We start from the raw sequence: 12043 nt of genomic DNA, 5'->3' as shown, positions 1-12043 counted from the left end.
GATGACCTCAACCTTGGCAAGGTTGCGCTCTACCAACTGAGCTAGTATCGCATTTTCATTACTCTTCTAAACGAAAGAGATAATGGAGGCGCCTCCCGGAGTCGAACCGAGGTCCACGGATTTGCAATCCGCTGCATAGCCACTCTGCCAAGGCGCCTTAGTAACTCCAATCGAATCGCTTATTGCCATCCTCTTGGGTACGGGATGCATTCTACGGATTCGAGCGTTTGAGTCAATATTATTTTTGTATTTTTAATTCGTTTGAATAGATTTTATACGAAACAGGCTAAATAGCTGACTTTGTGTGCAAAGCACTTTGTGGACAGGCTATTCAAAGGAGATCTATATCACATTAGATATCCACTATTGATAATTTAACCTTAGGTTAAAGATCAAAAAAGCGAGCCTCAGCTCGCTTCTTCATCAATGGTGTTTTTCGTCTAACAAATCATCTTTGGCGGCCATCAAGTATTGCGCCATTGACCAGTAAGTAAGAACGGTTGCAACATAGAGTGCAATGTAACCCACCCAAACCATCCAGTCGTCGTATCGCCAGATAAGTACCCAAAGAGCGAACATCTGAGAAACGGTTTTCACTTTACCAACCCAAGATACCGCAACGCTTGCACGTTTGCCGATTTCAGCCATCCATTCACGAAGCGCCGAGATGATAATTTCACGACCAATCATGGTCACAGCAGGAATAGTCACCCAGATCGAGTGATAATGCTCGGTAACTAAGATAAGAGCAGTAGCAACGAGCACTTTATCCGCCACGGGGTCAATAAAGGCACCAAAGCGAGACGTTTGTCCTAGTTTACGAGCCAGCATGCCATCTAGCCAGTCAGTAAAACCCGCTACCCAAAACACCATTGCAGCAGCAAAAGGAGCCCATTCATAAGGTAGGTAAAAAACAACAACGAATACTGGGATTAAAAATAGTCTCAGTAAGGACAAAATGTTAGGTATATTCAAACGCATATTATTAGGCTCTTATCAATTGCGCTTTAATGGTGCGGGATTTTTACTATTGTTTCAATGCTTGATAAATGTTTTCTGCCAAAGAATGACTAATGCCCGGCACTTTGGCTATTTCTTCGACAGTTGCACGCTTAAGTTCTTGTAAGCCACCCATATATTTCAACAAAGATTGACGACGCTTAGGCCCTACCCCTTCAATTCCTTCAAGTGCACTGGTTCTACGCGTTTTACCACGTTTTGCTCTGTGCCCGGCTATAGCATGATTATGGCTTTCGTCACGAATATGTTGGATAAGGTGTAGCGCTGGCGCATCACTGGGTAAATTGAACTCTTCGCCTTCAAGAGTCACCAAGGTTTCTAAACCCGGTTTGCGCGTAACCCCTTTGGCTATACCCATCATTCTTGGTCGAAATGGCCAATCACCCCAATATTGAGAAATGATCTCATGAGCGCGGTTGAGCTGACCTTTACCACCGTCGATAAAAATGATGTCTGGGATCTTATCGACATCAAGTTGCTTCGAGTAACGCCTCTCAAGCGCCTGAGCCATTGCCGCGTAATCATCACCACCGGTAATGCCAGTGATGTTGTAACGGCGGTATTCCGGCTTAACAGGGCCTTCCTGATTGAACACCACACAAGACGCTATCGTACTTTCACCCATGGTATGACTGATATCAAAACATTCCATCCGTTTAATCACATCCATCGACAACACTTCTTGAAGCTCTTTAAAGCGCTGGTTGATGGTCATCTTGTGATTAATCTTGGTGGTAATAGCCGTCAATGCATTGGTATTCGAGAGTTTAAGGTAACGACCTCGAGTACCTGAAGGGTTGGTATTGAAGTGAATCTTACGACCCGCCACTTCACACAAGGCTTCTTGAATCGGTGTGATATCTTCCATCAAATCGGCATTGAGAATCAAACGAGTTGGGATGGTTCTCGCTTCATTATGCGCAAGATAGTATTGGCTTAAAAAGCTCGAAAAAACCTCTTCTCGCACCGTATTGGTGGGAATTTTCGGGAAATGGCTTCTACTGCCTAAAACCTTGCCTTGGCGAATCATCAAGATATGAATACACGCTACGCCATTCTCTTGAGCAAAGCCCAACACGTCCATATCTTCCATTGAATCGTCGGATACATATTGTTGTTCTTGCACGCGTCGAATCGCTTGGATTTGGTCACGGAACGCGGCAGCTTGCTCAAAGCGAAGCTCTCGGCTTGCTGTGTCCATCTTTTCGATGAGCGTCTCAAGGACTAACTTGTCCTTCCCTTGCAAGAACAGACGAACGTAATCGATAAGTTCACTGTACTCTTCATCAGAGATGATTGAGCTGACACATGGCGCAGCACAACGGCCAATCTGATACATCAAACACGGGCGCGTTCTATTGGCATAAACGGTATCTTCACACTGACGGGCAGGGAAAATCTTTTGGATTAGGTGTAGCGTCTCACGCACAGCGCCGGAATCAGGGTAAGGACCAAAGTATTCGCCCTTTTTCTTTTTAGCACCACGATGCATCGACAAACGAGGATGCTTGTGACCGCTAATAAAAATATAAGGGTACGACTTATCATCACGCAAAAGTACGTTGTATTTAGGCAAGTACTGCTTGATGTAGTTATGCTCAAGGATGAGCGCTTCTGTTTCCGTGTGCGTTACAGTGACATCGATCTTGTCAATATTGCTGACTAAAGCGCGTGTTTTTTCACTGTCGACTTTTTTACGGAAATAACTGGAAAGGCGTTTTTTGAGGTTCTTAGCTTTACCGACGTAAATAACAACAGCCTCGGCGTTATACATTCGATAAACGCCGGGCTGCTCTGTTACTGTCTTGAGGAATGAGACTGAGTCAAACAAGTTGGTCACTATACGATCTCAGTGTTAAAGGGTCTCAGTGTCTAACATTCCATGTCTAATCGCTAAATGCGTCAGCTCTACATCGCCACTGATATCCAATTTGCTGAACAAACGGTAGCGGTAACTGTTGACTGTTTTAGGACTTAGATTGAGTTGTTCTGAAATATCCGTCACTTTCTGACCTTTGGTAATCATCATCATGATTTGAAGTTCACGTTCAGATAAGTCTGCGAATGGATTTTCAGACGCAGGCGAGAATTGGCTCAAAGCCATCTGCTGCGCAATTTCTGGCGAAATGTATCGTTGGCCACTATTAACCACTCGAATTGCATTTACCATTTCATCCGGACCTGCCCCTTTAGTAAGGTAACCAGCAGCTCCAGCTTGCATCACTTTAGTTGGAAACGGATTTTCCGTATGAACAGTTAAAACGATGATTTTAACATCAGGGTTGAAACGCAAGATTTTCTTGGTTGCTTCTAAGCCACCAATACCAGGCATATTCATATCCATCAAAATAACGTCAGTATTGTTAGTACGACACCATTTTGCAGCATCTTCACCGCTCTCAGCTTCCCCTGCTACGTTCATTCCACGGACGTCTTCAATAATACGTCGTATCCCTGTGCGAACCAGCTCGTGATCATCTACAAGGAAAACATTTATCAAACTTGTATCTCCACACTATTAATTGGCTCTGCAACCACTGTGTCATTTCATCTGTTTGAAACAATTGAACAAAGGAACAGTGAATCGCAGCATTGAGTACATCTTAACTTAATTACTAAAAAAAAGCTCTGTTGAATATGTGCTGAAACACGAACTTTAGCAAGTACTTATTAACAAATAAGCCAACTAAAACAACAAGCTTTTTCTAAAAATCAACCAGTTAAAACAACGCCCAATAAAATTACACAAGATAAAGATATTTTCAATACCATTGAATAGCCATTCGCGACAATTTCACTTATTTGCTTATAGAGTCCCGTTATTTGCCTCTGTTAACTAGAATTTAGTTAGTATTTTTGCTGCCTGTTATGCGCTGAGGGTCGCTAGGTGGTAGTATTCGATTCCCAATTTCAATAGGTTACTACATTGGATATTCAGCAAGGCTTTGTACTCACAAGACAAGCAAGAGACTTTTCAGGGCGCACACAAATCGACTTGTGGTTAAGCACCCCTCAAGGCCCTACTCTACTGATAATTCAAAATGAAAAGCCTGTATTTTTTGTCGCGCAAACTGATGTTGAAGCATGTCAGGCTATCGCAGCGAAAGAGTCTATCAATTGCCAGTTAAAGCCTTTAGAGCTAGCAACATTTGACCAAACCCCTTTAGCCGCTTGTTACACCTCTCTGTCGAGAAGTAGCTTTAGTTTAGCGCAAGCCTTTCACAGCGAAGAAATCCAAACCTTTGAAAGCGATATTCGACTCGCCGATCGATTCTTAATGGAACGCTTTATTAAAGGCAGTATCGAATTCACAGGCACTATCACCCCAAAAAGACAGCATCGCAGAGTATCGAACGCAAAATGTCGAACTGGCGATTACTTGCCAAACTTGTCTGTGGTTTCGCTTGATATTGAATGCTCGGAAAAAGGCGTACTTTATTCCATTGGCTTAGACAGCCCGATGGACAGCCGAGTCATCATGGTCGGCGAACCACAAGAGGCTGACACAAACGTCCAATGGGTTACCAACGAGAAAGAGCTGCTTGAAGCTATGATTGCGTGGTTCTCCGAGTTTGACCCAGACATCATCATCGGTTGGAATGTCATTGATTTCGACTTTAGGCTGCTGCACAAGCGTTCGGAATGGAACGAAGTGAAACTCAGTATCGGTAGAGACAATCAACCAAGCTTTTTCCGTAGTTCTGCACAAAACCAGCAAGGCTTTATCACTATCCCAGGCCGCGTTGTGTTGGATGGCATCGACATGCTCAAGACAGCGACCTACCACTTCCGCTCTTGGTCTCTTGAATCGGTATCTCAAGAGCTACTCGGCGAAGGCAAAGACATCCATAACGTTCACGACCGCATGGATGAGATAAACCGGATGTTTAAGTTCGATAAGCCTTCGCTCGCCAAGTACAACCTTCAAGACTGCGTGCTAGTAAATCGCATCTTCGAACACACTCACCTACTCGACTTCGCGATTGAGCGCTCTCGATTAACCGGTGTCGAGCTGGATCGTGTTGGTGGCTCTGTTGCGGCCTTTACTAATTTATACATGCCTCAAATACACCGAGCAGGTTACGTCGCGCCGAACTTAGAGCCTGAGAACTGGATCGCTAGCCCCGGTGGTTATGTGATGGATTCGATTCCCAACCTTTATGACTCTGTGTTGGTACTCGATTTTAAGAGCCTTTACCCATCGATCATTCGTTCTTTCTTAATTGACCCGATGGGGTTAATTGAAGGACTAAAGTTAGAGTTAGGCTCTGAAGAAGACCAAGCGGTGGCTGGGTTTCGTGGCGGTCAATTCCACCGCTCTAAGCACTTTCTACCAGAGATGATCGAAAATCTCTGGGCAGCGCGTGATGTCGCAAAGAAAAATAACGAGAAAGCTTTTTCTCAGGCGATTAAGATCATCATGAACTCTTTCTATGGTGTGCTGGGTTCTTCTGGTTGTCGTTTCTTTGATACTCGATTGGCGTCATCGATCACCATGCGTGGTCATGAGATCATGAAGCAAACCAAGGTTCTGATCGAAGATAAAGGGTATCAAGTAATTTACGGAGATACCGATTCAACTTTCGTGTCTCTTAATGGCAGTTTTGAGCAAGAACAAGCAGACGAGATTGGTCACTCTCTTGTTGCTTACATCAACGACTGGTGGACGAATCACCTGAAAGAGGTCTACAACCTCACCTCGATACTTGAATTGGAATACGAGACCCATTACCGCAAGTTTCTAATGCCGACAATTCGGGGCTCTGAGACAGGATCGAAGAAACGTTATGCAGGCTTAATCAATCAAGGTGACCAAGAGAAGATCATTTTTAAAGGCCTTGAAAGTGCACGAACCGATTGGACGCCTCTCGCACAACAGTTCCAACAAACCTTGTATGAGATGGTCTTTCACGACCAAGATCCAAGTGATTATGTTAGACAGTTTGTCGATGAAACATCCGCAGGCAAACACGATGACCTACTGGTTTATCAAAAGCGCTTGCGCCGTAAATTGCATGAATACCAGAAGAACATTCCGCCACAGGTTCGCGCAGCAAGATTAGCCGATGAGATCAATGCTCAGCTCGGTCGCCCACTTCAATACCAAAACAAAGGACGTATTGAATATTTGATTACGCTGAGTGGCCCTGAGCCCAAGGAGTACTTAAAGAGTGGCATCGATTATCAACATTACATCGACAAGCAGATTAAACCGGTCGCAGAAGCGATTTTGCCCTTCATTGGTTTAGATTTTGAAAGAGTTAGCGGGCAGCAACTAGGCCTGTTCTAGATTTAATTCTCTTTTCGAGGCGACATTAGACTCGAGATATCTATTAAAACTCGAACCGGACATCAAAACGAAAAAAGCAGAGGAGTTCTTAACTCGCTCTGCTTTTTCATATCAACGGATAGCTTACGAAGCCCTATCCGATTCGAAACTCAGTTTTCTGATACTGCTTAACCAGCCATTCACCAAAGCCATCAAGAATCCCTATCACCGAACGTTTGGGAATCGCTCGTCCAGACAGCAGAATACCCAATCTTTGAATCTCAACTTCTTTCTCTGGATGATATCTCAAGAACTGTTGACCGCACTCCATAGGTGCATCGAACCAATTCTTGTCTCGGTACATAATCAAAGAGTAACTGGCTCGCAGAAGCTTCTTGGCAATAATCACTTGCGCGGCGACTTGCTGCTCTGGCGTTGTTGCTCGGGCAATCTTATTATGATAAACCGCTAACCAATTCTCCGCGTCCATATTCCAGTGTTTGGCAATTTCCCAACTCGTTTCGAAATCGCCATAGCAGTCTGATAAATCTTCACCATGCACACACACAGCTAAATGCTTAAGCATGAAGCCCCACGTAAAGATATTGTCGAAATCAACTATCTCGCTCACCAAGGTGGTTTTGATCGCCACTTGAGTGACCTGAGGGAAGCTCTTTTGGAAGCGCCATTTAATGGTATTCAGCAGCGTGGTTCGTTGATCTGGGAAAGGACGATGGGTAACCACAACCACATCTAGATTCGAGCGACCGACAACGGCTTGTTTGCGTGCCACACTGCCATAAACATAGACACTGTGCAGATTAGAACCTAACCCACCTTTTAGAAAGGTAATCAGATCGTTAACCACAGGTTGAAATTCAGGTTGAAATGGCTGTGTTGGGTCAATAACAGATAGCTGCATAGGTCGTTTCGGTAAATAAAATAATGATTTAACTGTCTCTCTATGATCGCTTAGGTGACTTTATGATTCAAGCTATTCCTATTTATAGCGTCTACGAGATATAATCACCGGATAGACCCAATAAGGACAAACACAAAATGCCTAGAGCAAGTGAGATTAAAAAAGGTTTTGCGATCAATGTTGATGGCAAAACAGTACTAGTTAAAGATATCGAAGTAACAACACCAGGTGGCCGTGGCGGTCAAAAGATTTACCGCTTCCGTGGTCACGATGTAGCAACTGGCGTTAAAACAGAAGTTCGTCACAAGGCTGACGAAATCGTTGAAACGATCGACGTAACTAAGCGTGCAGTGATGTTCTCTTACGTTGATGGCAACGAGTACATCTTCATGGATAACGAAGATTACACACAATTCATCTTCAACGGTGAAATGATCGAAGACGAACTACTGTTCATCAACGAAGATACGCAAGGTATGTACGCGATTCTTATCGACGGTACTGCAGCGACTCTTGAACTACCAACTTCAGTTGAGCTAGTAATCGAAGAGACAGACCCTTCAATCAAAGGTGCATCTGCTTCAGCTCGTACTAAGCCAGCTCGTCTGTCTACAGGCCTTACTGTTCAAGTTCCTGAGTACATTGCAACTGGCGACAAAGTTGTTGTGAACACAGCTGAACGTAAATACATGAACCGCGCAAGCTAAGATACTGATTATGACCGAAGCTAACGACCTAATGTCTTACGACGACGCAATTGACACTGCATACGACATCTTTCTAGAGATGGCTGCTGATAATCTTGAACCTGCAGACGTGATCTTATTCACGGCTCAGTTTGAAGATCGTGGCGCTGCAGAACTTGTTGAAACTGGTGACGATTGGGTTGAACATGTTGGCTTTGAAGTCGACAAAGAGATCTACGCTGAAGTACGCATTGGTCTTGTAAATGAAGCTGATGATGTCTTAGATGACGTATTCGCTCGTCTACTGATCAGCCGTGACCCTGAACACAAGTTCTGTCACATGTTGTGGAAACGCGACTAGGCTCTTCTTAAACCAGCTCAGAGTACTGAGCTGGTTTTCTTACGACTTCATAGCCTCATCACTTTACCAAACTGCAACTCTACAAAATTATGACCAAAGCAAAGACAGATACCCTATCCAAAGGCTATGCCTGTGTTGGATTAGTAAATCCCAAAACCCCTGAAAATGTTGGCTCAGTAATGCGAGCAGCTGGTTGCTATGGAGCAAACTCTGTATTTTATACAGGCACCCGTTATGACCACGCTCGACAGTTTCATACCGACACCAAAGAAAAGCACCTTGAGTTGCCATTAATTGGTGTTGAAGATCTTAAAGATATTATTCCTGTTGGCTGCGTGCCCATCGCGGTTGATTTGATAGAAGGCGCCAAGCCTCTGCCTGATTATAAGCACCCACCTCGTGCTTTTTATATCTTCGGCCCTGAAGATGGGACTCTGAAAAAAGAGATCACAGACTTCTGTCGTGAAACTATCTATGTTCCGACTAATGGCTGCATGAACCTTGCTGCTGCGGTCAATGTCATTTTGTATGACCGCATGGCGAAGGGTGATAACTTTTCTAATCATTTGAAAGTGACCTAAAACCAATCGTAGTCCATAGCTAGTCACCCTAGCTAGTGAAGCACTTCTACCTGGTTAATCGTTTCTACTTGGTAAGCACTTCCACATGATTTGAACTGCGCCATATTCAAGACGAAAAAAAACCTGCTAAGTTAGCAGGTTTTTTAGTATTCGAAACGTTGGATTAAGCTTAAGAACTGTAGCAACTACTGGTGTAATTACTTACGTGATCTTGGCTTAGCCGGTTTAGCCGGGCGTCCGTTGTTTAGTTTAGGCTTTTTGGTAGCCTGAGGTTTGCCATTGGTCGCTGGAGCACTACGGCCTGAATCAGGTGTTGTAGTACCGCGAGTTGCAGGCTTCTTACGCTTAGTCTGGTTGCTACGGCCTTTAGGAGCATTTGCGCGCTCTTCATGACGCTTAACAGCACGACGAATTTTCTGGCTACGAGAACGCTCACGCTTACGAGAAGTGTTTGCAGGATCAAGATCCAACAGTGTCTCTTTTTCTGGCTGAAGTTCAACAAGCTCACGCAAGTAGTTTACTTCTTGAAGATCTAGCTCTTTCCAACCGCCACGAGGCAGTTTCTTATCAAGGTAGATATCACCGTAACGTACACGTTTCAGACGGCTTACTGTTGTTTCTTGTGATTCCCAAAGACGACGAACCTCACGGTTACGACCTTCGTTAATTGCCACGTAGAAAGTATGGTTCATACCTTCACCGCCAGCGTAAACCACATCTTCGAAACGAGCCATACCATCTTCAAGTTGAACGCCACGAGTCACGTTCTTAACTTTTTGCTCGGTTACTTCACCAAATACACGTACTAGGTACTCACGCTCAACCTGACGGCTTGGGTGCATTAGGCGGTTAGCTAGTTCACCATCGGTTGTGAACAACAGTAGGCCTGATGTGTTTGCATCAAGACGACCAACTGAAATCCAACGAGAACCACGGATCTTAGGTAGACGATCGAAAACAGTACGGCGACCTTCAGGATCGTGACGAGTACAAAGCTCACCTTCAGGTTTGTAGTAAGCAAGTACACGACAAACCACTTCTTCAGAGGCTTTGCCTGTAATTGTGTGGCCATCGATACGGATCACTGAGTTCTCGTCTTCAAGACGCTCACCCAATTTCGCAACTTGACCGTTAACACTTACACGACCAGATTTGATTAAACCTTCTAGTTCACGACGAGAACCGTGACCAGCTCGCGCTAAAACCTTCTGTAATTTTTCGCTCATTTACTCTTTTCTACCTAATTGTCGTCTTCACAGACGTCGAATGAATTTTTCGCGACCAAATCGCGGTCGCGTATTATCGCAAATAACCTGCCAAAAAGCACTTGTTATTTACTCTGACAGGTTTGCTGTTTCGTTACAGACTGTTAATCAGTAACGCTATTATTCAAACGGCGCTGGATCACCGGCACCACGACGTAAAACAACGGCGTCATCGTCACTAAAGTCAATAACCGTAGTAGGTTGCTCACCTAAGTAGCCGCCATTCAAAATGACATCAACCGCATGCTCTAAGCTGTCACGAATTTCTTCAGGATCCGATTCAGTTGTCTCGTTCCCCGGAAGAATCAGAGACGTCGACATTAATGGCTCGCCCATTGCTTCTAGAAGGTCTAGGGCAATTTTGTTGTCCGGTACACGAATACCGATCGTTTTACGCTTAGCGTTCATCAAACGCTTTGGCACTTCTTTTGTTGCTTTGAAAATAAACGTGTAAGCACCTGGCGTGTGCGCCTTAAGCAGACGGAAAGCCACGTTATCTACTCGTGCATACAGTGACAACTCAGAAAGGTCACGGCATAACAAAGTGAAATTGTGCTTATCATCAATTCGACGAATTTTACAGATGCGTTCGAGTGCTTGTTTATTCTCAAGCTGACAACCCAGTGCATAACCTGAATCTGTTGGATAAACCACAACGCCGCCATTGCGAATAATCGCAACCGCTTGAGTAATTAAGCGCGCTTGTGGGTTATCTGGGTGTACATAAAAAAACTGGCTCATTGTTGATCCTCGTTATCGAATCTCTCGACTCTATCATCAGAAGGAGCTGGTTCACCTAAAGACTATTCAGATGGTGAAACCGTTTGAAACTCCCAATCTTTCCATACTTCTTCGACCCCAGAAGGTAGCCAGAGATTACGTCCAAGTTCCATCCATGGGGATGGGTAATGGAAGTCGCTGCCTTGGGAGGCTAATAGTTTGTATTGTATAGCATAATCCGCAAGTGTGCGTCTTTCTTGTTGTGCTTGCTGAGGTTGAGCCACTTCCATAGCGTCACCATTTGCTTCAACAAATGCAGCGAGAAGGCGTTTAACCCACTTGGCGGTTAGGCCATATCGCGCAGGGTGAGCAAGCACCGCTTGGCCACCAGCTGCATGAATTGCCGTGACAGCATCACCCATTGAGCACCATGTTGGCGGCACATAACCTGGATTGTTGCGCGTAAGAAACTTTTTAAACACCTGCTGCATGGTTTTCGCGTAGCCATTGTCGACTAACCATTTCGCAAAGTGAGCTCGAGTAATTGGTGCATCACCTGCAATCAACTTAACCTCTTCTAACACACCTTCACGAGTCGCTTTCTCAAGACGTTGAGCAATCATCTCTGCACGTCCGACACGGTGTTGCTTCTGTTGTTCAATTAACGCTTTCAATTCTGGTGATTCAGGATCGACGTTTAACCCAACAATATGGATATCTTTGTTTTGCCAAACAGTTGAGATCTCGATGCCGTTAATCAACTGAATAGGAAGATTGTTATCAGCAATATAGCTGCGTGCTTCTGCAAGCCCATCAGTCGTATCATGATCTGTAATCGCTAACGCTTCGATGTTAAAGCCTAGCGCTCGGTCAATCAGTTCAGGTGGAGTAAGTCGGCCATCTGAGGCTGTTGTATGACTATGTAGATCAATTCTCATATATTCTTTTTCATTGTTTTCAATTTTTATCGTTATATTTGTGTCAACGCACTTGACCTGCAAGCGCAAAACTAGTTAACTAGTACACAAATACGAAGTATCACATTTGATAGGTTCACTATGTTACAAGAATTTAACCAAAACCATAAAGATAAAGTTTTAGAACTTTCTTCAGTAGAAGCAAGTTCAGAGCTTAATTGGTGGCGCACTTGGACAAGTTCTTGGTGGGCCAACGTGTACTTCTAATTAAACAGTTTGTTTATAAAAAAGTTATCACTAAG

At 44.3% G+C, this 12043-nt stretch carries 12 protein-coding genes, 1 tRNA gene and 1 other annotated feature (1 of these 14 cut by a window edge); of the genes, 5 read left to right on the top strand and 8 right to left on the bottom strand.

Annotated elements, in window-relative coordinates; genetic code table 11:
• Positions 1-83: 83 nt before the first annotated feature.
• The 4 genes from ACED59_RS16925 to uvrY form a co-directional block, all read right to left on the bottom strand.
• A tRNA-Cys gene (locus tag ACED59_RS16925) sits at positions 84-157 on the bottom strand.
• Between the two features lie 266 nt (positions 158-423).
• Positions 424-981 carry a CDP-diacylglycerol--glycerol-3-phosphate 3-phosphatidyltransferase gene (pgsA, locus tag ACED59_RS16920; RefSeq protein WP_012604331.1) on the bottom strand — a complete coding sequence of 186 codons (558 nt, stop codon included), beginning with the start codon at positions 979-981 and terminating at the stop codon, positions 424-426.
• Positions 982-1027: 46 nt separating this feature from the next.
• A complete protein-coding gene (gene uvrC / locus ACED59_RS16915; protein WP_017098191.1) occupies positions 1028-2860 on the bottom strand; it encodes an excinuclease ABC subunit UvrC in 1833 nt (610 codons plus the stop codon).
• 15 nt (positions 2861-2875) lie between these two features.
• Complete coding sequence (uvrY, locus tag ACED59_RS16910; RefSeq protein ID WP_004729778.1) at positions 2876-3520, bottom strand: UvrY/SirA/GacA family response regulator transcription factor; 645 nt, start codon at positions 3518-3520, stop codon at positions 2876-2878.
• A gap of 426 nt (positions 3521-3946) precedes the next feature.
• Here uvrY and ACED59_RS16905 point away from each other — a divergent pair, with 426 nt between their 5' ends.
• Complete coding sequence (locus tag ACED59_RS16905; protein WP_017098190.1) at positions 3947-6310, top strand: DNA polymerase II; 2364 nt, start codon at positions 3947-3949, stop codon at positions 6308-6310.
• 133 nt (positions 6311-6443) lie between these two features.
• Here the strand turns inward: ACED59_RS16905 and ACED59_RS16900 are convergent, their stop codons facing one another.
• Complete coding sequence (locus tag ACED59_RS16900; protein ID WP_017098189.1) at positions 6444-7211, bottom strand: elongation factor P; 768 nt, start codon at positions 7209-7211, stop codon at positions 6444-6446.
• 137 nt (positions 7212-7348) lie between these two features.
• Between ACED59_RS16900 and yeiP the strand changes: the two genes are divergently transcribed.
• From yeiP to ACED59_RS16885, 3 genes are all read left to right on the top strand, one after another.
• Positions 7349-7918: an elongation factor P-like protein YeiP gene (gene yeiP, locus ACED59_RS16895; protein WP_009848748.1), complete on the top strand. Its 570-nt coding sequence runs from the start codon at positions 7349-7351 to the stop codon at positions 7916-7918.
• A 10-nt stretch (positions 7919-7928) separates the two neighbouring features.
• The gene (locus ACED59_RS16890) at positions 7929-8258 is read left to right on the top strand and encodes an HI1450 family dsDNA-mimic protein (protein ID WP_012604336.1); all 330 of its coding nucleotides are present in this window, start codon (positions 7929-7931) and stop codon (positions 8256-8258) included.
• Between the two features lie 89 nt (positions 8259-8347).
• On the top strand, positions 8348-8839 hold the full coding sequence (locus tag ACED59_RS16885; protein WP_004729783.1) for an RNA methyltransferase: 492 nt from the start codon (positions 8348-8350) through the stop codon (positions 8837-8839).
• 197 nt (positions 8840-9036) lie between these two features.
• Here ACED59_RS16885 and rluB read toward each other — a convergent pair whose 3' ends face one another.
• The 3 genes from rluB to ACED59_RS16870 form a co-directional block, all read right to left on the bottom strand.
• Positions 9037-10065, bottom strand: a complete 1029-nt coding sequence (gene rluB, locus ACED59_RS16880) for a 23S rRNA pseudouridine(2605) synthase RluB (protein ID WP_004729784.1) — start codon at positions 10063-10065, stop codon at positions 9037-9039.
• 159 nt (positions 10066-10224) lie between these two features.
• Complete coding sequence (locus ACED59_RS16875; protein ID WP_009848751.1) at positions 10225-10845, bottom strand: L-threonylcarbamoyladenylate synthase; 621 nt, start codon at positions 10843-10845, stop codon at positions 10225-10227.
• Between the two features lie 62 nt (positions 10846-10907).
• Complete coding sequence (locus ACED59_RS16870) at positions 10908-11762, bottom strand: PHP domain-containing protein (RefSeq protein ID WP_029223551.1); 855 nt, start codon at positions 11760-11762, stop codon at positions 10908-10910.
• A gap of 120 nt (positions 11763-11882) precedes the next feature.
• Between ACED59_RS16870 and ACED59_RS16865 the strand changes: the two genes are divergently transcribed.
• Positions 11883-12008 carry a trp operon leader peptide gene (locus ACED59_RS16865; RefSeq protein ID WP_009848753.1) on the top strand — a complete coding sequence of 42 codons (126 nt, stop codon included), beginning with the start codon at positions 11883-11885 and terminating at the stop codon, positions 12006-12008.
• Positions 11955-12043 (top strand) — a sequence feature (Trp leader region) (it continues 26 nt past the right edge of the window). (Overlaps the previous gene by 54 nt.)

Origin of the sequence: Vibrio sp. FF266 (assembly GCF_041439695.1) — a bacterium.
Classification (GTDB): domain Bacteria; phylum Pseudomonadota; class Gammaproteobacteria; order Enterobacterales; family Vibrionaceae; genus Vibrio; species Vibrio tasmaniensis_A.
This window is presented reverse-complemented; position numbering and strand designations above follow the sequence as displayed.

Bases quoted from the DNA above. Each gene is read 5' to 3' on its own strand.
- ACED59_RS16885 (WP_004729783.1), top strand. From the start codon at position 8,348: ATGACCAAAGCAAAGACAGATACCCTATCCAAAGGCTATGCCTGTGTT.
- ACED59_RS16890 (WP_012604336.1), top strand. From the start codon at position 7,929: ATGACCGAAGCTAACGACCTAATGTCTTACGACGACGCAATTGACACT.
- rluB (WP_004729784.1), bottom strand. From the start codon at position 10,065: ATGAGCGAAAAATTACAGAAGGTTTTAGCGCGAGCTGGTCACGGTTCT.
- pgsA (WP_012604331.1), bottom strand. From the start codon at position 981: ATGCGTTTGAATATACCTAACATTTTGTCCTTACTGAGACTATTTTTA.
- ACED59_RS16875 (WP_009848751.1), bottom strand. From the start codon at position 10,845: ATGAGCCAGTTTTTTTATGTACACCCAGATAACCCACAAGCGCGCTTA.
- ACED59_RS16865 (WP_009848753.1), top strand. From the start codon at position 11,883: ATGTTACAAGAATTTAACCAAAACCATAAAGATAAAGTTTTAGAACTT.
- yeiP (WP_009848748.1), top strand. From the start codon at position 7,349: ATGCCTAGAGCAAGTGAGATTAAAAAAGGTTTTGCGATCAATGTTGAT.
- ACED59_RS16870 (WP_029223551.1), bottom strand. From the start codon at position 11,762: ATGAGAATTGATCTACATAGTCATACAACAGCCTCAGATGGCCGACTT.
- ACED59_RS16900 (WP_017098189.1), bottom strand. From the start codon at position 7,211: ATGCAGCTATCTGTTATTGACCCAACACAGCCATTTCAACCTGAATTT.